Annotated in this window: 19 protein-coding genes; 12 read left to right on the top strand and 7 right to left on the bottom strand. The window is 65.6% G+C overall.

What is annotated here, in order from left to right; all coding sequences use genetic code 11:
* Positions 1-176: 176 nt before the first annotated feature.
* The 4 genes from L5014_RS09870 to L5014_RS09855 all read left to right on the top strand — a co-directional run bounded on the left by L5014_RS09870 (position 177) and on the right by L5014_RS09855 (position 3,786).
* Complete coding sequence (locus L5014_RS09870; RefSeq protein ID WP_238463439.1) at positions 177-911, top strand: glutathione S-transferase; 735 nt, start codon at positions 177-179, stop codon at positions 909-911.
* A 47-nt stretch (positions 912-958) separates the two neighbouring features.
* On the top strand, positions 959-2,704 hold the full coding sequence (locus tag L5014_RS09865) for a ClcB-like voltage-gated chloride channel protein (RefSeq protein ID WP_238463438.1): 1,746 nt from the start codon (positions 959-961) through the stop codon (positions 2,702-2,704).
* A gap of 413 nt (positions 2,705-3,117) precedes the next feature.
* Positions 3,118-3,387, top strand: a complete 270-nt coding sequence (locus L5014_RS09860) for a hypothetical protein (protein ID WP_238463437.1) — start codon at positions 3,118-3,120, stop codon at positions 3,385-3,387.
* Between the two features lie 168 nt (positions 3,388-3,555).
* Positions 3,556-3,786 (top strand): DUF2795 domain-containing protein, encoded by a 231-nt coding sequence (locus tag L5014_RS09855; protein WP_238463436.1) that lies wholly within the window; start codon positions 3,556-3,558, stop codon positions 3,784-3,786.
* 19 nt (positions 3,787-3,805) lie between these two features.
* On the opposite strand, the gene L5014_RS09850 is transcribed toward L5014_RS09855, so the two are convergent.
* Positions 3,806-4,438: a TetR/AcrR family transcriptional regulator gene (locus L5014_RS09850; RefSeq protein WP_238463435.1), complete on the bottom strand. Its 633-nt coding sequence runs from the start codon at positions 4,436-4,438 to the stop codon at positions 3,806-3,808.
* Positions 4,439-4,875: 437 nt separating this feature from the next.
* On the opposite strand from L5014_RS09850, the gene L5014_RS09845 reads away from it, so the two are divergent.
* The 4 genes from L5014_RS09845 to L5014_RS09830 all read left to right on the top strand — a co-directional run bounded on the left by L5014_RS09845 (position 4,876) and on the right by L5014_RS09830 (position 11,545).
* Complete coding sequence (locus L5014_RS09845) at positions 4,876-6,051, top strand: efflux RND transporter periplasmic adaptor subunit (protein WP_238463434.1); 1,176 nt, start codon at positions 4,876-4,878, stop codon at positions 6,049-6,051.
* On the top strand, positions 6,048-9,248 hold the full coding sequence (locus L5014_RS09840) for an efflux RND transporter permease subunit (protein ID WP_238463433.1): 3,201 nt from the start codon (positions 6,048-6,050) through the stop codon (positions 9,246-9,248). Before L5014_RS09845 ends, L5014_RS09840 begins: the two co-directional genes overlap by 4 nt.
* 74 nt (positions 9,249-9,322) lie before the next feature.
* Entirely contained in the window at positions 9,323-10,867 is a 1,545-nt protein-coding gene (locus tag L5014_RS09835; RefSeq protein ID WP_420800047.1) for an efflux transporter outer membrane subunit, read from the top strand.
* 306 nt (positions 10,868-11,173) lie between these two features.
* A complete protein-coding gene (locus L5014_RS09830; RefSeq protein WP_238463431.1) occupies positions 11,174-11,545 on the top strand; it encodes a hypothetical protein in 372 nt (123 codons plus the stop codon).
* A gap of 353 nt (positions 11,546-11,898) precedes the next feature.
* Here L5014_RS09830 and L5014_RS09825 read toward each other — a convergent pair whose 3' ends face one another.
* The gene (locus L5014_RS09825) at positions 11,899-14,406 is read right to left on the bottom strand and encodes a penicillin-binding protein 1A (RefSeq protein WP_238463430.1); all 2,508 of its coding nucleotides are present in this window, start codon (positions 14,404-14,406) and stop codon (positions 11,899-11,901) included.
* A 605-nt stretch (positions 14,407-15,011) separates the two neighbouring features.
* Between L5014_RS09825 and L5014_RS09820 the strand changes: the two genes are divergently transcribed.
* From L5014_RS09820 to L5014_RS09805, 4 genes are all read left to right on the top strand, one after another.
* Positions 15,012-15,665, top strand: a complete 654-nt coding sequence (locus tag L5014_RS09820; RefSeq protein ID WP_238463429.1) for a hypothetical protein — start codon at positions 15,012-15,014, stop codon at positions 15,663-15,665.
* 433 nt (positions 15,666-16,098) lie between these two features.
* Entirely contained in the window at positions 16,099-16,779 is a 681-nt protein-coding gene (locus L5014_RS09815) for a PspA/IM30 family protein (protein WP_238463428.1), read from the top strand.
* A gap of 110 nt (positions 16,780-16,889) precedes the next feature.
* Positions 16,890-18,092 carry a tetratricopeptide repeat protein gene (locus L5014_RS09810; protein ID WP_238463427.1) on the top strand — a complete coding sequence of 401 codons (1,203 nt, stop codon included), beginning with the start codon at positions 16,890-16,892 and terminating at the stop codon, positions 18,090-18,092.
* 133 nt (positions 18,093-18,225) lie between these two features.
* Positions 18,226-19,740: a flavin-containing monooxygenase gene (locus L5014_RS09805; RefSeq protein ID WP_238463426.1), complete on the top strand. Its 1,515-nt coding sequence runs from the start codon at positions 18,226-18,228 to the stop codon at positions 19,738-19,740.
* On the opposite strand, the gene L5014_RS09800 is transcribed toward L5014_RS09805, so the two are convergent.
* From L5014_RS09800 to L5014_RS09785, 5 genes are all read right to left on the bottom strand, one after another.
* Complete coding sequence (locus L5014_RS09800; RefSeq protein WP_238463425.1) at positions 19,722-20,531, bottom strand: class I SAM-dependent methyltransferase; 810 nt, start codon at positions 20,529-20,531, stop codon at positions 19,722-19,724. The genes L5014_RS09805 and L5014_RS09800 overlap by 19 nt on opposite strands.
* Positions 20,532-20,666: 135 nt before the next feature.
* Positions 20,667-20,795: a hypothetical protein gene (locus L5014_RS38600; RefSeq protein WP_274389307.1), complete on the bottom strand. Its 129-nt coding sequence runs from the start codon at positions 20,793-20,795 to the stop codon at positions 20,667-20,669.
* 238 nt (positions 20,796-21,033) lie between these two features.
* On the bottom strand, positions 21,034-21,852 hold the full coding sequence (locus tag L5014_RS09795; RefSeq protein ID WP_238463424.1) for an ABC transporter permease subunit: 819 nt from the start codon (positions 21,850-21,852) through the stop codon (positions 21,034-21,036).
* Complete coding sequence (locus L5014_RS09790) at positions 21,849-22,784, bottom strand: ABC transporter permease subunit (protein WP_238463423.1); 936 nt, start codon at positions 22,782-22,784, stop codon at positions 21,849-21,851. Before L5014_RS09790 ends, L5014_RS09795 begins: the two co-directional genes overlap by 4 nt.
* Positions 22,781-23,941, bottom strand: a complete 1,161-nt coding sequence (locus tag L5014_RS09785; protein ID WP_238463422.1) for an ABC transporter ATP-binding protein — start codon at positions 23,939-23,941, stop codon at positions 22,781-22,783. The genes L5014_RS09790 and L5014_RS09785 overlap by 4 nt, the downstream gene beginning before the upstream one ends.
* Between the last annotated feature and the right edge of the window lie 104 nt (positions 23,942-24,045).

Below are 24,045 nucleotides of genomic sequence, written 5' to 3'. Positions count from 1 at the left end.
CGCCCACGGCGGGGCTTTTTGCGTTTTTTCGCCGGGGCTATCGCAGTGCGCAATTGCACCCAGTGAAACGCAGGCGAGCGCCGCGCCGCTTCGTGCCATTGCGCGCCATACTGTCGTCCCATGCCGCTCGTCTCGCGCGAGCGGCCGTCGTGGCAATCCTGAAATGGAGACGACCGATGGCATATGAACTGTATTACTGGGACGGCCTGCAAGGCCGGGGCGAATTCGTGCGGCTCGCGCTGGAGGAAGCGCGCGCGCCCTATGTGGATGTGGCGCGCGGCGCGAAAGAAGACGGCCAGGGCATGAGCGCGATGATGGCCGAACTCGAGAGCGACGGCCCGTATCCGCCTTTTGCGCCGCCGTTTCTCAAGGACGGCGATCTGATCGTGCCGCACGTCGCGAACATCCTGTTCTATCTCGGCCCGAAGCTGAAGCTCGCGCCGCGAGACGAGGCGCTGCGCCTGGTCGCGAATGGCCTGCAACTCACGATCGCCGATTTCGTGACCGAGGTGCACGACACGCATCATCCGATCGCGAGCGGCCTCTACTACGAGGATCAGAAAGACGAGGCGAAAGCGCGCGCGAAGGACTTCATCGCGCATCGCATACCGAAATTCATGAGCTACTTCGAGCGCGTGCTCGCGCAGAACCCGGACGGGCCTCAGCACATGGTCGGCAAGACGCTCAGCTATGTGGACCTGTCGATGTTTCAGGTCGTCGCGGGGCTGCGCTACGCGTTCCCGAAAGCGACGAAGCATCTGGCGGACCATTATCCGCATGTCGTCGCGCTGCACGATGCCGTGGCCGCGCGTCCGCACATCGCGGCGTATCTCGACTCGGAGCGGCGGCTGCCGTTCAACGAGACCGGTATCTTCCGCCACTACCCTGAACTCGATCGCGCCGCCCGGTAGACTCGCGGCATTCCCCAACCAGAAAAACACCCAACCACCCAACCGCCGTGCTGTCATTCCTGCTGAAACTGCGCACCCGCGCCCGCGAACTCTTTCGCCTCTCCGACGCCCACACGATGCTGATCTGGTCGGTCATCGTTGGGATAGCCGGCGCGTTCGCGACCGTGCTGTTTCGCGAGGGTATCGCGCATCTGCAGATCCTCTTCACGGGCCACGAGGGCAGCTTCGTGGCGATGGCGCGCAGCCTGCCCTGGCACACGCGCATCTGGCTGCCGGCAGCGGGCGGTTTCGTGGCGGGCGGCTGCCTGCTGATCGCGAGGCGCAGCAGCGCGCCCGGCGGCGGTGGCAAGCCGATGCACACCGACTACATAGAAGCCGTGGCGATCGGCGACGGCGTGATGCCCGTCGGCAAAAGCATCTGGCGCAGCGTCTCCTCGCTTTTCACCATTGCGAGCGGCGGCTCGATCGGCCGCGAAGGCTCGATGGTGCAGCTCGCCGCGCTGGCCGCCTCGCTGATCGGCCGCTGGGTCCACTTCGATCCGCAGCGCCTGCGCCTGCTCGTGGCGTGCGGCGCGGCCGCCGGTATTACCTCGGCCTATAACGCGCCCATCGCGGGCGCCTTTTTCGTGACCGAGATTGTGCTCGGCGCGATCGTGATGGAGAGCTTCGGGCCCATCGTCGTGTCCTCGGTGGTGGCGAACATCACGATGCGCGAATTCGCGGGCTACAAGCCGCCTTACGAAATGCCGGTGTTTCCGCCGGTCACGGGCGTCGAAGTGCTGCTCTTCGTGGCGCTCGGTCTCTTGTGCGGGGTGCTCGCGCCGCGCTTTCTCTCGCTGCTCGACGTGACGAAGGCCGGCTTCGGCCGCCTGAAGCTGCCGCTGCCCGCGAAGCTCGCGCTGGGCGGCTTCGTCTGCGGCGTGCTGTCGATCTGGACGCCCGAGGTCTGGGGCAACGGCTATAGCGTCGTGAACTCGCTGCTGCATTCGCCGTGGACGTGGACCGCGCTCGCCACGGTGCTCGTGTTCAAGCTCGTCGCGACCGCGGCGACCGTGGGCTCGGGCGCCGTGGGCGGTGTCTTTACGCCGACGCTCTTCATGGGCGCCGTGTTCGGCTGCCTGTTCGGCCAGGGCATGCACGCGCTCTGGCCGCACGCCTCCGCGCCATATGCGTATGCGATGGTCGGCATGGGTGCGTTCCTCGCGGGCGCGACCCAGGCGCCGCTCATGGCGATCCTGATGATCTTCGAAATGACGCTCAGCTATCAGGTGGTGCTGCCGCTGATGGTCTCGTGCGTCGTCGCGTACTTCGTCGCGCGCGCCACGGGCAAGAAGTCGATGTACGAAATCACGCTGCACCGCAATCGCGAGGAAGCCGAGCGCCTGCGCCTGCGCGCCACGCAGATGCGCGAACTGATTCGCCCCGCCGACACCGTGGTGCGCGGCGACGCCACCGTGCAGGAGATGACACGCGTGTTCCTCGAATATCCGGTGAAGTATCTCTACGTGACCGACGATAACAGCCGCTTTCTCGGCGCGGTCGCGCTCGCCGATATCACGAACGACCTGCTGGAAAAGCGCGATACCTCGAACAGGCACGCGAGCGACTACATCAAGCCTTCGTTCGACGTGCTCACGCCCGACATGCCGCTCGCGGTGGCCCTGCAGCACTTCATGTCGTTCCAGGGCGAGCGCCTGCCCGTGATCGAAAGCGCGCAGCATCCCATGCTTGCAGGCGTGGTCTACAAGACGTCGCTGCTCGACGCGTATCAGCGCATGACGCCGGAGCGCTGACGCGCGCGCCTTCCTCGAAAGACGAGCGACCCGCCGCGCCGTGGCACGACGCGCTCGCATGACCAATGTGGGTATGCAAAAGGGGGGCGGAGCGCGGCGACAACGGCCGTGGCAACGTCTGTTGCAACGTCTATGACCACATCCGCGCACCCTAAAAAAGCACGATCGTTCGAGACGTGCTGGCACATTTGCTGCCATTATGAGACCACCGCTTGAGTGTGCACCAGCGGGCGAAATCTCCCCGCTCGCCGTTCGCAGTCTCATCGCACACACAGTGGCGCGCCACGCCGCTCCCGGGCTCGCCGTGAGGCTTGCTCCCGAATCGTGGCCGCCCTGCCGCGCCGGTCAGCGGGATTGTCGCGGCATGGCACTTGCTGCGACCTATGGGCCGCATGAGGAAAGGAGGTCGAGCGATGAAAACCTCGACACTGATGACCACTGTGCTGTTATCTGCCTCGTGCTTTGCCGCACCCGTGCGCACCCAGGACGCCCAGGTCGACCGAGCGAGCGCCCCTGTCTATGCACCGGTCGTGCGCTCGCAGATGGATGACGCACCCGTAGCGCCGCCGGCGCCCGACGTCCCTGTCACCGCAACGGGCATTCAGCATTGGCAATACCTGACCCTGCCGAAATCTCACCGACTGGACCAGGTGCTGACCCCGGTGCTGCATCAGCAAACCTGAACGCCGCGGCCCGGCGTACACAGCGACGCGCCGTGGCGCGCGGTGGTCCACGCGTATCGTCATCTCGTTAGCTACGTTGTCGCCCGCGCACATCCACAGGCAGGGCGCCTCAAGGATTGTGTATGCTTGATTCGCGACGCCCTGCCGCGCAAACCAAGGATCCGACGCATGTCCGCCACGCCCATCCCCGAAGAGCCGATCGATCTCCAGTTCACCGACGTGCTGCATGAAGTGCGCTGGCCCGCCAACAAGGACGAACTCGTGGAGGCCGCCCGCGCCGCCGGTGCGAGCAACGAGGTGCTCGCGATCCTCGACGGCCTGCCCGAGCAGGACTATCGCGACGTGGCCTCGGTCACGCGGTTGATCGGCAGCAACTACGGCCCTGGCCTCAGCATCTGAGGCCCGTTGCGCGCACGGGTCAGGCGTCGCGCCCGAACGCCACGCGCGCAAAGAAGCGGCCAAGCACTTCCGCGATAACCGGCGGCGTGACGTGCTGCGGATCCGCCGCGGCAAGAAACTGCACGCCGTCGCACAAGCCGATCAGCCCGATCGCGAGAAGCTCGGGCGCAAGCGTGAGCGGCGTGCCCACGCGCGCCGAGAATTCCTCGATATAAGCGGCCAGTTGATCGCGCTTGTCCTTCATGAACGCGTTAAAGCGCGTGCGAAAGCGCGCGTCGCGCGCCGCGAGCAGCTTGGCCTCGACCCACAGCAAGAACGCCTTGTTGTCCTGCGGCAGACGGCTGTAGTACGTGAGTACGCGCGCTTCCATGTCCTCGCGCGACATGTCCTCGGCAAAAATCGCGCGCAGGTCGGCTTGCATCGCCTCGTGATCGCGGCGCAGCAATTCCACCAGCAACTCCGACTTGCTGCGGAAGTTCGAATAGAACGCCCCGCGCGTATAGCCCGCCGCCTGAGCGATGTCTTCCACGCTCGCGCCCACGAACCCTTTACGCATGAACATGGCCTGCGCGGCATCGAGCAGGCGCCCGCGCGTCTGGTCGCGGCTTTGCTCGCGGGTGAGTCGGGTGCGCTTGGCGGGTTGGCGCGTCATGGCGTAAGGCGAACGGACAGAAAGTTGGACAGCGCGATAGTAGCGCGAGTCTAGCACTGAATGATTCCTCTGATTCAATCGTGTATTCAGATACAAGGTTGTATTAAAATTCATCAAATCATCTGAGACCGGCCGCCGCGCAAGGCAGGAAACATCGAGGCACAGCTCACGCGGACGGACTCAGCCAAAGCGCGCAACAGGTCATCCAACGGTCAAGCCAGCAGTCAGCCCGACCCGGTCACCCTGCCCTCACAGCCAGCACGATGCACGGCGCACAGGGGCCTGCGCGCATGCGTTCCAGGCATGTCGAGGTCCATGTGAATCGTCGCGGTCGCGGCGCATCGAGCAGGATGCGCAGTCAATCCAGTGGGTTCGTCGAATCCATCCCGTTCATCCGGCGAGCACCAAAGGCGCTGCGGCGCGGTTTGGCGCACCTCGTGAGTCCGGTTGCCTTGTTGGCCTCGTTGGCCTCATTTGCCCCATTGATCGCGCTATGCGCGCTCGCCGGCCTCGCGGCCTGCGGGAAGACCCCGGAAACTGCGCCCTCGCCGCGCCCGGTCGTCTCGATGACCGTCCACCCCGACGGCAACGTTCCGTCAGCCAGCTGGCCCGGCACCGTGCAGGCCCGCTATACCACCCCGCTCTCGTTTCGCGTGAACGGCAAGATCGTCGAGCGCAGCGCGCGGCTTGGCGACACCGTCAAGCCCGGCCAGGTGCTCGCGCGCCTCGACCCGGCCGACTACGACAAGAATGCGGCGAGCGCGCAGGCGCAATACGACGCCGCTCAGCACCGCTTCGCATTCGCGAAGCAGCAGTTCGATCGCGACACCGCCCAGGCCCAGGCCGACCTCATCGCTCGCGCGCAGCTCGAACAAACCCAGGATGCCTACGCATCGGCCGTGGCGCAGCGCGACCAGGCAAAGCAGCAGCTCGCGCTCGCCCAGGACCAGCGCCGCTACACCCAGCTCGTGGCCGATCACGCCGGCGTCATCACCGCCGAGAACGCCGACACCGGCCAGAACGTGCAGGCGGGCCAACCCGTCTACCAGCTCGCGTGGGCCGGCGATGTGGACGTGGCGAGCGATCTGCCCGAGAACGCCATTGGCGCCCTGCACATCGGCGACACGGCGCAGGTCACGCTGCCCGCGCTGCCGGGCCGGCACTACACGGCCAGGGTGCGCGAGCTGGCCGCCGCCGCTGACCCGCAAAGCCGGACCTGGCGCGTGAAGCTCACGCTCGAGCAGCCGGACGCCGACGCGCGTCTCGGCATGACCGCGAACGTCGCGCTCATGGCGAACGCGGCCAGCGCGAGCAGTGCCACCAACGGCACCAATGCCACCAATGCCGCCCAGGCGGACGGCGGCACCTTCACGATCCCCGCCACTGCGCTCTTTCACGACGGCAACGCGCCCGCGCTGTGGATCGTGCAAGGCGCGGACAACGTGCTGCAATTGCGCCGCGTGAGCGTCTCGCGCTACGACGCGCGCACGATCACGGTCACGCAGGGCCTGAAGGACGGCGAGCGCGTCGTGTTGCAAGGCGTGCACACGGTCACCGCGGGCGAGAAGGTGCGCCCGGTCGCGCCGCTGCACCCTGAGGATTTCGCTTCATGAGCCAGCTCGGCGGCAGTGACCAGCGCGGTGACCAGCGCAGTGACCAAGACCCGGGCTCCGATCACGAAGAGGGACGCTTCAATCTCTCGGCATGGGCGCTGCGCCATCGGGCGCTCGTCACGTTCGTGATCGTGCTCGCCACGATCTTCGGCGCGCTCTCGTACACGCGACTCTCGCAGTCCGAGGACCCGCCCTTCACGTTCCGCGTGATGGTGATCCAGACCTTCTGGCCCGGCGCTACCGCGCGCCAGGTCGAGGACGAAGTCACCAACCGCATCGGCCGCAAGCTCCAGGAAACGCCGTACATCGACTTCTTGCGCAGCTACTCGCGCCCCGGCGAATCGCTCGTGTTCTTCACGATGAAGGACTCCGCGCCCGTGAGCGAGGTGCGCGAGACCTGGTACCAGGTGCGCAAGAAAGTGGGCGACATCGCGCCGACGTTGCCGCCCGGCGTGCAGGGTCCGTTCTTCAACGACGAGTTCGGCGACGTCTACACCAACATCTACACGCTCGAAGGCGACGGTTTCTCGCCCGCGCAGTTGCACGACTACGCCGACAACCTGCGCGAAGAGCTCTTGCGCGTGAAGGACGTCGGCAAGGTCGACTATTTCGGCGATCCGAACCAGCGCATCGATGTGGAGATTCCCAACGCGCAGCTCACGCGCCTCGGCATCTCGCCCACGCAGATCGGTCAGGCAATCGGCGCGCAAAATAGCGTCGCGGCGGCCGGCACGCTCACCACCGCCGACGACCGCATATTCGTGCGCCCGAGCGGCCAGTACACCGACCTCAAGGCGCTCGCGGACACGCTCATCAGCGTGAACGGCCGCAGCTTCCGTCTCGGCGACATCGCCATGATCCGGCGCGGCTACGACGATCCGCCCGCCACGCAGATGCGCTTCCAGGGCAAGGCCGTGCTCGGCATCGGCGTCACGATGCAGCCCGGCGGCGACGTGATCCGGCTCGGCAAGGCGCTCGACAAGCGCACCGACGCGCTGCGCCGCGAACTGCCCGCGGGCCTGAAGCTCGTGGAGGTATCGAGCATGCCCGACGCGGTCTCGCATTCCGTCGACGACTTCATCGAGGCAGTGGCCGAGGCCGTGGGCATCGTGCTGGTGGTGAGCCTCGTCTCGCTCGGCGTGCGCACCGGCATGGTGGTCGTGATCACGATTCCGGTCGTGCTCGCCGTCACTTCGCTCGTGATGTATCTGTTCGACATCGGCTTGCACAAGGTTTCGCTCGGCACGCTCGTGCTCGCGCTGGGTCTCCTCGTGGACGACGCCATCATTTCCGTGGAGATGATGGCCGTGAAGCTCGCGCAGGGCTGGAACCGCACGCGCGCTGCCGCGTTCGCGTACACCAGCACGGCGTTCCCGATGCTCACCGGCACGCTCGTCACGGTTTCGGGTTTCCTGCCCATCGTGCTCGCGAAGTCGAGCACCGGCGAATACACGCGCTCGATCTTCCAGGTCTCGGCCATCGCGCTGATCGCCTCGTGGTTCGCGGCGGTCGTTCTGATTCCCCTGCTCGGCTATCGGCTGCTGCCCGAGCGCAAGCGCGACCCGAATGCACCACAAAGCGGAACACCAGGCGCCGCGCATGGCGAGCATCACGAAGAGGACATCTACGACACGCGCTTCTACCACCGCCTGCGCCGCTGGGTCGGCTGGTGCATCGAGCGCCATGTCGTTGTGCTCGCACTTACCGTCGTGCTGTTCGTCGTCGCGCTCGCGGGCTTCGCGCTGATTCCGCAGCAGTTCTTCCCGAGCTCGGACCGCCCCGAGCTGCTCGTGGACGTGCGCCTGCCCGAGGGCGCCTCGTTCGACGCCACGCTGCGCCAGACGAAGCGCCTCGAAGAAGCGCTGAAGGGTCGGCCCGAGATCGACCATTCGATCGATTTCGTCGGCACCGGCGCCCCGCGTTTCTATCTGCCGCTCGATCAGCAATTGCAGCAGCCGAATTTCGCGCAGTTCGTCATCACGACCAAGTCCGTGGTGGATCGCGAGAAACTCGCGAGCTGGCTAGAAACGAAGCTGCGCAGCGACTTCCCCGCCGTGCGCACGCGCCTCTCGCGCCTCGAGAACGGCCCGCCGGTGGGCTACCCCGTGCAGTTCCGCGTGAGCGGCGACGACATCGCGACCGTGCGCGGCATCGCCGAACGCGTGGCCGCCGCCATGCGCGCCGACCCGCGCGCCGAGAACGTCAACTTCGACTGGGACGAGCCCGCCGAACGCTCGCTGCACTTCGAGATCGACCAGCAGAAGGCGCGTGCGCTCAACATCACCTCGCAGGACGTCGCGAACTTCCTGCAGATGACCTACTCCGGCTACACGGTCACGCAATACCGCGAGCGCGACAAGCTCATCGGCGTGGACCTGCGCTCGCCGCCCAACGAACGCGTGGCCCCCGCCCATATGCTCTCGCTCGCCATGCCCACGCCGAACGGCCCGGTGCCGCTCGGCGCGATCGGGCACCTCGCGAACACGCTCGAATACGGCGTGATCTGGTCGCGCGACCGGCAGCCGACCCTCACCGTGCAAGCCGACGTGCGCGAGGGCGCGCAAGGCATCGACGTCACGCATGCGCTGCAAAAGCAGTTGGAGCCGATGCGCGCGACGCTGCCCACGGGCTACCGCATCGAGGTGGGCGGCTCGGTCGAGGAAAGCATGAAGGGCCAGGCGTCGATTTACGCGCAGTTGCCGATCCTCGCGATCGCCGTGCTCACGCTGCTCATGATCCAGTTGCAAAGCCTCTCGCGCGTCATGATGGTCGTGCTCACCGCGCCGCTCGGGCTGATTGGCGTGGCGCTCGCGCTGCTCGTCTTTGGCGAGCCGTTTGGCTTTGTCGCGATGCTGGGCGTGATTGCCATGTTCGGCATCATCATGCGCAATTCGGTGATCCTCGTGGACCAGATCGAGCGCGATATCCGCGCCGGGTACAAGCGCTTCGACGCCATCGTCGGCGCAACGGTGCGGCGCTTCCGTCCGATCATCCTGACTGCGGCGGCCGCCGTGCTCGCGCTGATCCCGCTCGTGCGCTCGAACTTCTTCGGGCCGATGGCGACCGCGCTGATGGGCGGAATCACGAGCGCGACCGTGCTCACGCTGTTCTTCCTGCCCGCGCTCTATGCCGCCGCGTTCCGCGTGCGCAGCAGCGAGACCGACGCGCCGCGCCCCAACGCGGAGAACGCATCATGAACCGTGTCATGAATAGCATCACGAACCGCACCAAGAACTGCTTCATGAAATGCTTCATGACGGATTGCGCGCCGATGAAGACACGCCGTTCGCCCGCATCGAATCCGGCGAGCCCGCGCACGTGCGCGGCAGTGCTTTGTGCGTTCTTCGTGAGCGCCTGCGCATGGGGGCCGGGCGGCGCGCCGCCCGCGATGCCCGAGCCCGCGCACTACGGCACCGAGGCGCAGCCCGTGCAGACGGTTGCCGCACAAGGCCTCGCGCAGCAGTTCGTGACGGGCGCGCAGCCGGTGCCGCAATGGTGGACGCTCTATGGTTCGCCCGAACTCGATGCGCTCGTCGACGAGGGCCTCGCCAACAGCCCGAATCTCGCCTCCGCCGATCACAGCCTGCAAGCGGCGCGCGAGCAGTTGCGCGGTCAGTTGGGCAGCTCGATGCTGCCCACGGTCGATGCGCTCGGTGTGGCGCAGCGCGGGCGCGCGCCAGGCATCCCGCAACTCGGCTTCGACAAGCTGTACTACGACGTGTTCGCGGGTCTTGTCCAGGTGCGTTACTCGTTCGACATTTTCGGCGCGACGCGCCTGAACAACGCCGCACTCGCCGCGCGCGTGAACATGCAGGTGTTTCAATACGAGGCGGCGCGCCGTGCACTCGCGGCGAACATCGTCGCGAGTGCGCTGGGCGCGGCCACGCTCCATGCGCAGATCGATACGACCGAGCGGCTCGTCGCGCTCGCCAACGCGCAGGCCGACGACCTGCAAAAGCGCTACACGCTCGGCGCGGTCTCGCATACCGACCTGCTCAACGCGCAGCAAAGCGCGGCTTCGCTCGCGGCGAGCCTGCCGGGGCTGCGCCAGCAACGCGCGGCGCAGCGCCATGCGCTCGCCGTGCTGCTCGGGCGCACGCCCGACGCCGCGCCGCCCGACCTCGACCTTGCGGGCTTGACCTTGCCCGCGCAGGTGCCCGTGGTCGTGCCATCGGACCTGCTCAAAACGCGGCCCGACATCCAGGCCGCCGGCGCGGCGCTGATCGCGGCCTCTGCCGAGGTAGGCGCAGCTACGGCGCAAATGTTCCCGAGCATCACGCTTTCCGCAGGCCTCGGCCAGGGCGGATTCAGCTGGCCGGTCATCACGTCAGGTGCAGGCGCACTCTGGATGATCGGCGCCTCGCTCACGCAGCCGCTCTTCCACGGCGGCGCGCTTCTCGCGCAGCGCCGCGCGGCGTTGCAGTCCTACGATGCGGCCAACGCGTCGTACAAGCAGACCGTGCTCGCGGCATTCCAGGACGTCGCCGACCGCCTCGCCGCGCTCGAACACGACGCGCAGGCGCTCGACGCGGCCAGCACCTCGGCGCAAACCGCGCAGGGTGTCTACGAAGAGACGAACGCACGCTACCGGCTGGGCGCCGTGCCTTACTACGCCGTGCGTCAGAGCGAGCAGCAATGGCGCAACGCGCGGCTCGACGAAGTGCGCTATCGCGGCACGCGGCTTTCGGATACGGCTGCGCTGTTCCAGGCGATGGGGCAGCCTCCCACGGGCGCCGATGCCTCGGCTGCGAACGCTCAACCACATGCTGTGAATGGTGACAGCGCCGCTACCGCGACAACCCCGGCACGGGACTAAGAACCGCCCGGCCCCGATGTGCGCGCGAGAGAAATAGAACAATGAATACGCCGCGCGCGCTCCCTCAGAGTCGTTTCCACCCTGCCTCCGCCCGGTCCGCGATCGCCCATTCCCGTCAGAAAGATCTGAGCCCTAATTTTGAGACATAGCTGCTACACTGCGTCGCAAATCGAGATAACAAAAGCCAATTAATTCGGATTGCTATATAAACCGCCAACGCTTCATTCGGAGACCAGCCATTGCCATACGTGCTGCCCACGCAGTCCGGGTACGCAGCGGCGCATTACACCCTCGACGACATCGATCATGGCACTCGTATCGAATCACGGCCTTTGCGCCACAGCGCTTCTCGCATCGCTTCTCATAGCCAGCACCGCCGCGCACGCGGATCTTCAATGTTCCGGCACGCGCGGCGGCTTCCGTTTCGAATCGGATAGCTGGGGCAGCACCGACAAACTCGAGCACTTTGCCGTTTCCGCACCGTTCGGCGCGTTCGGCGGATGGCTCGCGCTTGAGGTCCTGAACGGCACCTGCCCCACCGGCGGCTTCTCGTACAAGGATCTTTTCGCCGATGCCTTGGGCGCACTCGCGGGCGCCTGGCTCTCGCACTGGGCCGTCACGTATTCGCGCGACTCGCACAGCAAAACATTCGGGCTGCAGTACAACAACACGTTCTGATGTGCTCCGAAGTGCCTGGAAGTGCTTCGGTGTGCGCAGGGCCTTGTGGATCAGTGAGTTAGCTTCGCTCTCCCAACGTTATCAACAGGGCCTTCAACAAAAACTGTGGACAACGGAGCATTGCGCTCGCGCCAGGTTATCCCCAGTTTTTGTTGATGGCCCTGTGGAAAAGCCCTGGGCAACCCAGCCAAGTCCTTGACGCACAAGGAAAACCACGCGCCCAAACAAAACGCGGCACACCGTTGCCGGTGTGCCGCGTTCAAGGCGTCGGGCCAGGCTGTGCTGCATGAGCAGCGCCAGCCCGGATGGGCCAGCCCAGATGGGCCAGCCCGAAGTCCGTCAATGAGCGTTCGTCAAGGCTTGTTCGTCTCGAACAGATCCATGATCTGCTTGCGCTCGCTCTGCGTGACATTCGGCGTCGCCAGTCCGCCCGTCCCCATGCTGCCGGTCGCCCCGCTCGCGTCGCTGGCGGCGCCCGCCGGGTTGCCCGACTCCATGCCGATCGCCGAGACAAAGCCCGCACCCGGCGTCGCATCGGAGTAGTACAGCTCGTCGCCGATCGTCGTGAGTCCCGGCGGCATCGGCGGCTCTTCCTGCGGCACGTTGCGCAATGCCTTGCCCATGTAATCCACCCAGATCGGCAGCGCGAGCTGCGCGCCGAACTCGCGGCTGCCGAGGCTCTTCGGCTGGTCGTAGCCCATCCACGCCACCGCCACCAGCGTGTGCTGATAGCCGGCGAACCAGCCGTCGTGCGCTTCGTTGGTCGTACCGGTCTTGCCCTGCAGGTCGTCGCGATGCAGAACGTTCGTGCCCGCACCCGTGCCCGCCGTCGCCACCGAATGCAACAGGCTGTTCATCACGAACGCATTGCGCGGCGAAAGCGTTTGCGGCGCATTCTGGCCCGCCACGAGCGGCTGGGCGCGCAGGACCGGCTGGCCGTGTGCGTCGTCGACTTCGGCGATCAGGTACGGGTTGATGCGATAGCCGCCGTTCGCGAACACGCTATACGCGCCCGCCGACTGCAGCGGCGTGACGAGACCCGCGCCCAGCGCCATCGGCAGGTACGGCGGCGTCTTGTCCGCATCGAAGCCGAAGCGCTGCGTGACGTAGTCCTGCGCGTACTTCGTGCCGATGTACGAGAGGATGCGGATCGACACGAGGTTCTTCGACTTCTGCAGCGCGAGGCGCATCGACATCGGGCCTTCGGGGTAGTCGTCGTCTTTCGGCTCCCACGCTTCGCCGCCCGGGGAACTGGGCGGGAAGTACAGCGGCGCGTCGTTGATCGAGGTGGCCGGTCCGAGCCCCTTCTCGAGCGAGGCCGAATAGATGAACGGCTTGAAGCTCGAACCCGGCTGGCGCCACGCCTGCGTGACGTGGTTGAACTTGTTCTTGTTGAAGTCGAAGCCGCCGATGAGCGCGCGGATCGCGCCGTCCTGCGGCGTGAGCGAAACGAGCGCGCCTTCCACCTGCGGCAACTGCGTGATCTGCCAGTTGCCCTTGGTGTCGGCCATCAGGCGCACGATCGAACCGGGCCGAATCTTCAATGCCGCCGACGCACGCGCCGAAAGACCGCCCGCGACAAACCGCAGGCCATCGCCCGTCACTGTGACCCGGGTGCCGTCGAGCACCTGCGCGGTGACCGACTTCGGGCTCGCGTCGATGACCACGGCCGAGACGATATCGCCGTTGTCGGGGTGATCGGTGAGCGCGTCGTCGATGGCCTGGTCGCGGTCGTCGCCCGGCTCGGGCAACTTCACGAAGCCTTCAGGGCCGCGATAGCCGTGGCGGCGCTCGTAATCCATCACGCCCTTGCGCACGGCCGCGTAGGCCGCGTTCTGATCGGCGGAGTCGATCGTCGTCGTGACCGTGAGGCCGCGCGTATACGTCTCGTCCTTGTACTGCGCATACATCATCTGGCGGACCATTTCCGCGACGTACTCCGCATGCACGCTGTACTCGGTGCCCGCGGTACGCGTATGCAGCGGCTCCTTGATCGCCTCGTCGTACTGCGCCTGGGTGATGTAGTTCAGGTCGAGCATGCGCTTGAGGATGTACTCCTGACGAATCTTCGCGCGCTTCGGATTGACGATCGGGTTATACGCGGACGGCGCTTTCGGCAGGCCCGCGAGCATCGCCGCCTCGGCTAGCGTGATGTCCTTCAGATCCTTGCCGAAGTACACGCGCGCCGCCGCCGAGAAACCATAGGCGCGCTGCCCCAGATAGATCTGGTTCATGTACAGCTCGAGGATCTGGTCCTTCGTGAGCGCGCGCTCGATCTTGTAGGCGAGCAGCATCTCGTAGATCTTGCGCGTATAGGTCTTCTCGCTCGAGAGGAAGAAGTTGCGCGCGACCTGCATCGTGATCGTGCTCGCGCCCTGCGACGCGCCGCCGTGCATCAGGTCGGCGACGCCCGCGCGCAGGATGCCGACGAAGTCCACGCCGCCGTGCTCGTAGAAGCGGTAGTCCTCGATGGCGAGCACCGCTTTCTTCTGCACGTCGGGGATGTCCTGAAAGCGCACGAGCTGGCGCCGTTCTTCGCCGAACTCGCCGATCAGCACGTGATCGGCGGTATAGATGCGCAGCGGCACCTTGGGCTGATAGTTGGTGAGCGCGTCGAGCGAGGGCAACTGCGGCCCCATCACGACGAGCGCATAACCGACGATCAGCGCGCCAACGACGCAAAGCGTGGCGATCAAGCCGGCGAACCAGAGCGCGATCGATGCGCCAAACGAGCGGCGGCGAGGGCGCTCGTCGCGCGAATCGTCGCCGCGCGGGCGGCGCGGTGGCTGATGTCCATTGTTGAAGGAGGGTTCCCGATCGTTCGGGTAGTGTGCGGAAGGCGGTCGTTTGATGATAGGCATGACTGGAATGATTGGCGCGTTCGTTCTGCGCCCCCGGCTGCGCGCGGCTCGCGCGCATAGATCTCGATCCTGGCGTCATGGCGCCAATGCGGCGTGTGAAAAGCGGCGCCCGCTTGAATCTGCTTGAATCTGCTTGAATCTGCATGAGCGCGGCGCCGTGGCGTGACCGGCAACGCCCCCGTTCGGTCACGCGGCGCGCATGTTCGGCGCGCCTTCGCAAGTTACTCTTTCAATATCCTTTCGCGTGAACGCCTCCACAGGAAGCAGCCGCGCGAAATGTAACAGCGCATTCTAAATAATTCGTGCGCGGCCAGTCGGGCTTTTTTTGTAAGAGTTTCTTGGGAACCGGTCTGCGTCCCTCATTGTTCGCGCTTCACGGTACCCGCTTGCGTCACCGCGCGATACGACGAACACGACAAACACGACAAACGATACGCACGCATCTTTGCGTTGCGCATCGCGCGTCTCGTCATATGATGGAAAGGCTACTGCACGCTCTGTACCCTCCTCGCTTTGCTTGCCGGCCAATACGAACCACGCCATCCGCCGTCGCGCGCATGCGGGACCCGAAGTTTACTCGAAGCCGATCCAACGGCCAGCCGATCATGAACAAGCCCAGCGAACGCATCGTCGTCTTCGTCACGCCCGCGCAAAAACGGGCGATCTCCGCCACGGCCGACGAACTCGGCATCAGCATCAGCGAATTGATGCGCCGCGCCGTGATCGCCTTTAGCGCGACGAGCGACCAGGTGAAGGCGGCGAGCATCGTCGACCGGCTGAGCGCGACCCGCGAGCCCGACGCGCTCGCACAAGTGCTGCGCAAGGCGGCAAGGCCGCTGCGGAACGGGCGCGCTGCGGGGCTGCGGCCCGCTGCTGCGGAACCCGCAGCGACGGCCGTGCAACCCGATATCGGGGCTGACGCGCCCCTTTGCGCCGGGACCGAAGCACCGCTGTCAGCGACGAACGGCGAAAGCGCCGACGCGGCGCAGGCGACCGGCGCCAAAGCGGATACCGCTCGCGCCGAGCGCGACCTGGCCCAGGCCGTTGCACGGCTGGCCGGCGAGGCTGAAGGAACTGCAGAACCCGCCGAGCTTACCGAAGCGGAGGCTGACATCGCGCACTCCGAGGACACCCGTCGAGAAGACGCCGAACCGCTGAAGCCGCTCAGCGGCGGCGCGCCATTCGCTCGCGCGGCGCGCGACGATGAGGAAGATGCGCACAGCAGCGACCCCGCACCCGATGCAGGCAAGTTCGCCTGAGCGCCGGAACGGGAAACGCGAAACCCGAAACCCGAAACCCGCACGCAACCGCGCTACGGCCGCGTGACCTCTTTAAGTCCCTTTTAAGAGACCCCGTGGTGTAATATCCGCGAGCGATGCGCCAGGGCCGGCGAGCTGTCCCTGTCCCATGCAGCCAATTGAGCCAATTTGGCCGCGAACGGGACGATTCGGCAAATGCGGCCGAGTATGTGGCGCAACGGTTAATTTAGCGGCGCGGGCCTGTTGCAATTGGTCAAACCGCCCCGAATTTCGCGCTGCATGCGCGGCTCGCACAAAGCGGCGTAAGCTAAACGCGAGATTGCCGGGCGGACCGACCGGGTCCGCCGCAGCACATCGCGACGCTAACGCCGCAAGCGTGCATCGCGGCCCGCTGGAGCACGGCGGGGCCAATCTCATTTCACCGGAGGAATTCATGTCGCTTTTCGACTCTATCTCTCGCACGGTCAAGGGTCTGCTGAACGACGCCGCCGACTCCGTGCAAGACCCGTCGCGCGACGCGCGCCAGATCGTGCGCGAGCTCGATGACAGCATCGGAAAGGCCGAGAACTCGCTCGTCGAGATCCAGGCGCAGGTCGCGATGCAGCAAAGCAAGCGCGACGTGGCCGCGGACAAGGCGAAGAAGTATGAAGACGGTGCGAAGCGCGCGCTGCAATCGGGCGACGAAGCCCTCGCACGCGAAGCGCTCGGCGCCCAAGCCACGGCCGAAGCCGAACGCGACGCGCTCGCGGCCGAACTCGCGAAACTCGAGCCGTCGGTCGATCAACTGAAGCAGCAGATCGACGACATGCGCTCGCGCCGCAACGACCTCAACGCACGCTCGAACATCCTGCAGGCGAAGCAGCAGATCGCCCAGGCGAAGGACGTGGCGGCCACGGCGCTCGGCGGCATTGGCGGCAAGAATCTTTCCGAGGACTTCCAGAAGCTCGAAGACAAGGTGAATTTGTCGAATGCGCGCTCGGACGCCCGACTGAACTCGGCGGATACGTCGAGCGGCAAGGCGCTCGACGACAAGCTCGCCGCGCTGAACAAGGGCCCGTCGGTGGACGACCGCCTCGAAGCTCTGAAGAAGCAGCTCAATACGCCGGCACAGTAAGTGCGCCGGGCGTAACGGATGCGGTGCGGCCAGCAAGCAACGGCGCGCACCGCGCCGCATCCACGTTTCGTATGTCATGGAGACGGGCGACAAGCCGCCCGGCCTGCAACATGAAAAAGTATCTCATCGCACTTTTCGCTTCGCTCGCACTCGTGAGCGGCCTGGCGTTCGCCGTGCCGAGCGTGCAGCAGATCGAATCCGCGATGTCGCAAGGCGACTGGCAACGCGCGGACTCAGGGCTCACCCAGGTCCTGCAGGCTCACCCCGACAACGCCCGCGCGCACTATCTGTATGCGCAGGTGCTCAATCGCGAAGGCCGCTACGCCGACGCGCTCGCGCAGGTCCAGCAGGCGAAGTCGCTCGATCCGCAAATCCGCTTCACGCAGCCGCAGCGCTTCGCACAGGTGGAAGCGAAGATCCGCTCGGACGCGACGCGCGCAGGCGCCACCACGACGAGCCGCACCAACAACCCTTTCGCACAGCAGCAGACCCAGGCGGCGGCCCCAGCGGCGCTCGCCGCTGCTGCTGTGCCGCAAAAGCACGGTCCCGGCATGGGCATGTGGATCGGCATTGCCGTCGTGCTGGTGGGCGTGGCGCTCGTGCTGCGCTGGACGCTGCGTCGCGCGAAATCCACGGAAGACGCGAAGGCCGGCGATGACCGCCGCGACCAGCTCAAGCGCGCCACCGAACTGCTCAACGCCGTGCGCTCGCTCAAGCTCGACGTGAAGCTTTCGACGGCGCCGGGCCATGAAGCGCTCGAAAAGGAAGTGGAAGCCTTCGAGACGCAATTGCGCGGCGTGGTCGAAACGCTTTCGGGCAGCACGAACCCGGTGGCCCCGTATCAGATCGAGGATCTCGAGCGCCAGTTCGCGAGCCTCAAGGCGCGCGCCGAAGGCCGGCCCGATCCGAACGCCCAGGCCGCCGCGTCGCCGTCGCCGGCGTCGTATGACGGCAGCAGCTCGGCCTATGCGCGCGAGGCGGACAACGCGTTCGGGCATAACCCTCAATATCCACCGCAGTACCCCCCCCAGCAGCAACAGCCGCAAGTCGTCGTGCAACAAGGCGGCGGTGGCATGGGCGGCATGGGTGGACTGCTCACCGGCGTGCTGCTGGGCCAGGTGCTCAATCAGGGCCACGACCGTGTGATCGAGCGCGATGTGATCGTCGACGACGAAGGCCGGCGTATTCCGCGCGATGGCGGCAATGGTGGCGGTGTCGACTTTGGCCAGGGCTCGAACGACTGGGACGATGGCTCGGGCGGCGGCGGTGTCGATCTGGGCAGCAACGACAGTTCGGACGACTGGAATACCTGAGCGCATCCTTCCGGGCGGCGCACTCGCCGCCTCCATTCAATGTCGAGCAACGACGGGCTCCCTTGCGGAGCCCGTTTTGCATCATTCGCCTCTTGCACTCGATCCGCCGCGCGGCGACTCCCTACATTCAAACATGACCACTCACGCGTCCTCTTCACAGCAACAGACGTCCGACGCCACGCGAGCCACACCGCGCATCGCCATCGTTGGCAGCGGTTTTGCCGGCATCGGCATGGCGATCCGTTTGCGGCGCATGGGTATCGAAACGTTCACGATCTACGAGGCCGCCGAGCACCTCGGCGGCACATGGCGCGACAATGCCTACCCCGGCGCCGCCTGCGATGTTCCTTCGCACCTCTATTCATTTTCGTTCGAGCCGAATCCGGACTGGACGCGCACTTATGCGCCGCAGCGTGAAATTCTCGATTACCTGGGCCGTTGCGCGCACAAGTACGACGTCGAGCGCTACATCAACTATCGCTCGCGCGTGCATGCCGCGCGCTTCGATGCGGCGCGCAGCGTGTGGCTGATCGAGATCGAGTGCGACGGCATCATGCGCACCATCGAGGCCGATTTGCTGATCGCCGCGAATGGCCCGCTCTCGCGTCCCGCCCTGCCCGCCGTCGACGGGCTCGAGCGCTTCGAAGGCACGCTCTTTCATTCGGCGCGCTGGGATCACGATTACGCGCTCGACGGCAAGCGCGTGGCCGTGATCGGCACCGGCGCAAGCGCCATCCAGTTCGTGCCGCAGATCCAGCCGCGCGTCGCGCAACTCACGGTGTTTCAGCGCACGGCGCCCTGGATCATGCCGCGCCGCGATCGCGCCATCGGCGCGCGCCGGCGCTGGGTGTATCGCCATGTGCCGCTCGCGCAGCGCCTCGCACGCGCGGCGATTTACTGGCAGCTCGAATCGCGCGCATTGGGTTTCGTCGTCGACCGGCGCCTGCTCAATGCGCCGATGAAGTTCGCGCGCAACTATCTCGCGCACAAGGTGAAAGACCCGGCGCTGCGCGCAAAGCTGTCGCCCGACCATGTGCTGGGCTGCAAGCGCGTGCTGCTCTCGAGCAACTATTTCCCGGCGATAGCGCAGCCGAACGTGGAGCTCGTGACCGAGCCGATTCGCGAAGTGGTCGCCGACGGCATCGTCACCGCGGACGGCGTGCATCACGCATTCGATGCAATCGTCTGCGGCACCGGCTTCCAGGTAAACGATGTGGATGCGCCGTTTCGCGTGACCGGCCTGAACGGCGCGGACCTGGGCACGGCGTGGCGGCGCGACGGCCCCGAGGCGTATCTGGGCGCGACCGTGGCGGGCTTTCCGAACTTCTTCATCATCGTCGGACCGAACACGGGCCTCGGGCATAACTCGATGATCTACATGATCGAGTCGCAAGTCCGCTATATCGCCGAGTGCATCCGCACCCTTCAGCGCCGAGGGGCGCGCACGATGAGCGTGCGGACGAGCGTGCAGCGCGACTTCAACGCGCGGCTGCAAGCGCAGCTCGCGCGCACGGTGTGGACCTCGGGCTGCCACAGCTATTACCAGACCATGAGCGGCAAGGTCACGTCGCTGTGGCCGGGCTTCACGTTCACGTTCCGGCGCCGCACGCGCCGCGTGCGCGAGCGCGACTACGAGTTCGGACGCTGAGCTTCCGCGCTCACCGATGCGCGGGCGGCCATCGGCTTGCCCGCATACACGCGCGTTTCGTAGGCGAAATTCACGCACCCGTCCTGCTGCGTCGCGTCGAACAAGCTGCGCAGCGCCGCAAGCATCGGCTCATGACGCGCGTCGCCGGGCTTGGGCGCGTATGACGAGGACGCGAGACGCCCGCGCAGCCCGTCGTAGTCGAGCAGCTGTGCGTTCGGAAACACAGTCTTCTGCTCGAAGCCGTCGCCGAACCAGTCGGCCATGGCGTCGTCATCGGGATACGTCTCGGCCACGTTCGCATAGTCGGTGCTGAATTCGCGCAGCAGGGCTTCGTAGCCTTCGAGAAACGCCGAACCCTTTACGAGCCGGCTGTTCCAGAACAGCACGATCTTGCCGCGCGGCTTGAGGATGCGCGCGAACTCGCGCCGGGCGCCTGCCTTCTCGAACCAATGAAACGCCTGCGCCGCCGTCACGAGGTCGATGCTCGCGGTTTCGAGCGTCGTGTTCTCCGCGCTGCCGGCCACGCTGCGATAGCCGGCATAGTCCGCGAGGTACGCGTCCGCAGCCTCGCGCATCGCCGCGTTCGGCTCCACAGCCACAACCGGGTGACCCGCGTCGAGAAAAAGCTTTGCCGAGATGCCGGTGCCCGCGCCGATGTCGGCCACCGTGGCGCCCGGCGCAATGCCGCATTCGAGGTGGGCGAAGGTCGTCACTTCGCGGGGATAAGTCGGCCGGTACTTCACGTAGTCCGAGACCCGGTCGGTGAAGCGCCGGGTGGAATCGTCGATCATCGTGTTGCCTCGTGTCGTGTCCGCGCGCATACCCGAAGGCCCCTCGCGCGCGACGTCAAACCCGATGCGGCGCGTTCAGACGAGCGCGCCGCGCCCGTCCGCCGCTTTCCGGCCGCTCACCGCGCGGCCTCGCACTCAGGCGCCGCTCAAGAGCTTGAGCAACCCCCAGAGGAAGCGGCAGACCATGACGATCAGCTCCCAGAGCTGAATCAGCTGTTGCCAGAGCGCTACGATCGCGCCCTCCTTCATTATTGCTTCGATCATCGTGTTTCCGCCGCAGGCCGCGCTGGACGCCGCGCATCGTGCTACCTGGCGCTCGCTGTCAGCCCACATTTTCCGATCATAGCCCCATACTCCCATGGCACGCTGAAGTTCCCCGCACGGCTCGCGCAGGCGCGTTGAAAAACGAAAAACGGCGCGTGAGCCGAAGCCCACGCGCCGCCTTGCACGAAAGCGCCCGTTTGCGCCCGTTTGCGCCCGCTCGCGCACGCTTGCGAGCGGTTCAGACCGCCATCGCCATACGTTTGCGCTCCGCGCGCTGCATGAAGAAGTTGCCGACGATCACGCCCGCCGTCACCACGAGAATGAAGAGCGTCGCGAGCGCGTTCATCTCCGGGTTCAGACCGAGACGCACGCGCGAGAACACCACGAGCGGCAGCGTGGTCGAGCCCGGGCCCGAGAGGAACGCCGACAAGACCAGGTCGTCGATGGAGAGCGTGAACGAGAGCAGCCAGCCCGCCGCGAGCGCCTGCGAGATCAGCGGCAGCGTGATCTGGAAGAACACCTTGAGCGGCGTGGCGCCGAGGTCGAGCGCAGCCTCTTCCAGCGAAGGATTGAGCTCGCGCACGCGCGATTGCACGATGATGGCGACATAGGAGATGCACAGCATCACGTGGCCAATCCAGATCGTGAACACCCCACGCCCCGACGGCCAGCCGAACAGCTTGCCCATTTCCACGAACAGTAGCAGCAGCGAGATGCCCTGGATCACCTCGGGAATCACGAGCGGCGCGTTGATCATGCCGGTATAGAGCGTGAAGCCGCGAAAGCGCCCCATGCGCGCGAGCACGAAGCCCGCCCATGTGCCGATGATCACCGAAGCAAACGCCGTCATCAGCGCGATGCGCAGCGACAGCCACGCGGAGGCGATGAGCTCGTCGTCGGTGACGAGCGCCTGATACCAGCGTGTCGAGAAACGCGTCCACACCGTCACGAGTTGCGAGTCGTTGAACGAGTAGACGATCAGGCTGAGGATCGGAATATAGAGGAACGCAAAGCCGATGCCGAGCGCGATGAACTGTAGAACGCGATTCGGTTTCATTTTCCGCGCGCCTCCAGTTCCTTCGCCTGGAAGTGCTGGAACAGCGCCATCGGCACGAGCAGCAGCAAGACCATCGCACAGGTGACGGCGGAGGCCATCGGCCAGTCGGCGTTGTCGAAGAACTCGTTCCACATGACGCGGCCGATCATCAGCGTGTTCGCGCCGCCGAGCAGTTCGGGAATCACGTACTCGCCCACCGCCGGAATGAACACCAGCAGACAGCCCGCGATGATGCCGTTCTTCGAGAGCGGCAGCGTGATCTCCACGAACGCGCGCCACGGCTTCGCGCCGAGGTCGTAGGCGGCTTCGAGCAGCGTGAGGTCCATCTTCACGAGGTGCGCATAGAGCGGCATCACGAGGAACGGCAAGTACGAATACACCATGCCGATATAGACGGCCGTGTTCGTGTGATAGAGCTCGATGGGCGAGTGAATGATGCCGACCGACATCAGAAAATTATTCAGCAGTCCGTTGTTCTTCAGAATGCCGATCCAGGCGTAGACGCGAATCAGGAACGACGTCCAGAACGGCAGCATCACCGCCATCATGAGGATGTTGCGCGTGGCCGGGTTCGAGCGCGCGATGTAATACGCCATCGGATAGCCGATCAGCAGGCACAGCAGCGTCGAAATGGCCGCCACGACCACCGAATTCACGTAAGTCGCGAAATACAGGCTGTCCTGGACCAGGAACGCGTAGTGCGAAAGATCGAGCGCGATATGCCAGACGCCTTCGCTGAACGACGTGAGTTCCGTGTACGGCGGAATGCCGAGCTGCTGGTCGGCGAAGCTGATCTTCACCACCAGGATGAACGGCACGAGGAAGAACAGCAGCAGCCAGAAGAACGGGCCGGCCACGACGGCCGTGCGGCCGGTCAGGTTGAAGCGCCTGGCCGGCCAGTGCAGGAGACTCTTGAAGGTCAACGTGCTCATGACGTCAGCACCACACCGGCCGACGCACTCCAGCGCACGTAGACCTCGTCTTCCCAGCCGGGCGAATCAATCTCGGAGAGCGCGAGGCTCGACATGTTCGCGATCACCGTCTTGCCCGAATCGAGTTTGACGTGATAGAGCGAGTAGCCGCCCATGTACGCGATGTTCTTGACGACGCCCTTGCCCCAGTTGAACGCCCCCTCGGGCGGCTTGCGTGTGAGCGCGATGCGCTCGGGCCGCACCGAGATCGTCACGGGCATGCCGAGCGGACCGGTGATGCCATGGTTCACGTAGAGGCGCACAGGCAGATCCGGCGATTCGACGAACACATGATCGGGCTCGTCCTCGACCACATTGCCCTCGAACAGATTGGTCGAGCCGATGAACTCCGCCGAGAAGCGGCTGTTCGGAAATTCATAGACCTCGTTGGGCGCACCGAGCTGCACGATCTGGCCTTCGCTCATGACCGCGAGACGGTTGGCCATCGTCATCGCTTCTTCCTGGTCGTGCGTGACCATGATGCAGGTGACGCCCACCTTCTCGAGAATGTTGACGAGTTCGATTTGCGTGCGCTGACGAATCTGCTTGTCGAGTGCCGACATGGGCTCGTCGAGCAGCAGCAATTTGGGGCGTTTGACGAGTGAACGCGCGAGCGCCACGCGCTGTTGCTGGCCGCCCGAAAGCTGATGCGGCTTGCGCCTGGCGAACCGCGACATTTGCACGAGTTCGAGCGCGGCGGCCACGCGGTCCTTCAACTCGCCCTTCTTCACGCCTTCCTGGCGCAGCCCGAAGCCGACATTCGACTCCACGGTCATATGCGGAAAGAGCGCATACGACTGGAACATCATATTGACCGGACGGCGGTACGGCGGCAGCACCGCGAGATCTTCGCCGTCGATCAGGATCTTGCCCGAGGTGATGGTTTCCAGACCGGCAAGCATGCGCAGCAAGGTGGACTTGCCGCAGCCCGAGCTGCCGAGCAGCGCGAACAGCTCGCCCTTTTTCACCGACAGGTTGACACCCTTGACGGCCGCCGTTTCGCCGAACTTCTTGACGACATCGACGACCTGCACGAAGTTGTCCGCGGCACTATCCGCCGTGGCGTTGCCCGAAGGCAGCGCGCCGGGGCCTGCCGGCACGCTCGACTGGTCACTCATGATTCTCTCTGCCCTGCCTGGTTCTGCCTTGCTGCTGAACGGGGTTGACGAACAAAGCCCCCGGCATCGTGCCGAGGGCTCGGGTGAAACGATAATTGAGCGCT

This window comes from Paraburkholderia tagetis, assembly GCF_022213065.1.
Taxonomy (GTDB): domain Bacteria; phylum Pseudomonadota; class Gammaproteobacteria; order Burkholderiales; family Burkholderiaceae; genus Paraburkholderia; species Paraburkholderia tagetis.
This window is presented reverse-complemented; position numbering and strand designations above follow the sequence as displayed.

What these genes read in the sequence shown, in the direction of transcription:
- L5014_RS09810 (WP_238463427.1), top strand. Translation starts at nt 16,890, where the DNA reads ATGAAAAAGTATCTCATCGCACTTTTCGCTTCGCTCGCACTCGTGAGC.
- L5014_RS09820 (WP_238463429.1), top strand. Translation starts at nt 15,012, where the DNA reads ATGAACAAGCCCAGCGAACGCATCGTCGTCTTCGTCACGCCCGCGCAA.
- L5014_RS09790 (WP_238463423.1), bottom strand. Translation starts at nt 22,784, where the DNA reads ATGAGCACGTTGACCTTCAAGAGTCTCCTGCACTGGCCGGCCAGGCGC.
- L5014_RS09785 (WP_238463422.1), bottom strand. Translation starts at nt 23,941, where the DNA reads ATGAGTGACCAGTCGAGCGTGCCGGCAGGCCCCGGCGCGCTGCCTTCG.
- L5014_RS38600 (WP_274389307.1), bottom strand. Translation starts at nt 20,795, where the DNA reads ATGATCGAAGCAATAATGAAGGAGGGCGCGATCGTAGCGCTCTGGCAA.
- L5014_RS09805 (WP_238463426.1), top strand. Translation starts at nt 18,226, where the DNA reads ATGACCACTCACGCGTCCTCTTCACAGCAACAGACGTCCGACGCCACG.
- L5014_RS09795 (WP_238463424.1), bottom strand. Translation starts at nt 21,852, where the DNA reads ATGAAACCGAATCGCGTTCTACAGTTCATCGCGCTCGGCATCGGCTTT.
- L5014_RS09840 (WP_238463433.1), top strand. Translation starts at nt 6,048, where the DNA reads ATGAGCCAGCTCGGCGGCAGTGACCAGCGCGGTGACCAGCGCAGTGAC.
- L5014_RS09825 (WP_238463430.1), bottom strand. Translation starts at nt 14,406, where the DNA reads ATGCCTATCATCAAACGACCGCCTTCCGCACACTACCCGAACGATCGG.
- L5014_RS09800 (WP_238463425.1), bottom strand. Translation starts at nt 20,531, where the DNA reads ATGATCGACGATTCCACCCGGCGCTTCACCGACCGGGTCTCGGACTAC.
- L5014_RS09860 (WP_238463437.1), top strand. Translation starts at nt 3,118, where the DNA reads ATGAAAACCTCGACACTGATGACCACTGTGCTGTTATCTGCCTCGTGC.
- L5014_RS09835 (WP_420800047.1), top strand. Translation starts at nt 9,323, where the DNA reads ATGAAGACACGCCGTTCGCCCGCATCGAATCCGGCGAGCCCGCGCACG.
- L5014_RS09815 (WP_238463428.1), top strand. Translation starts at nt 16,099, where the DNA reads ATGTCGCTTTTCGACTCTATCTCTCGCACGGTCAAGGGTCTGCTGAAC.
- L5014_RS09855 (WP_238463436.1), top strand. Translation starts at nt 3,556, where the DNA reads ATGTCCGCCACGCCCATCCCCGAAGAGCCGATCGATCTCCAGTTCACC.
- L5014_RS09850 (WP_238463435.1), bottom strand. Translation starts at nt 4,438, where the DNA reads ATGACGCGCCAACCCGCCAAGCGCACCCGACTCACCCGCGAGCAAAGC.
- L5014_RS09830 (WP_238463431.1), top strand. Translation starts at nt 11,174, where the DNA reads ATGGCACTCGTATCGAATCACGGCCTTTGCGCCACAGCGCTTCTCGCA.
- L5014_RS09870 (WP_238463439.1), top strand. Translation starts at nt 177, where the DNA reads ATGGCATATGAACTGTATTACTGGGACGGCCTGCAAGGCCGGGGCGAA.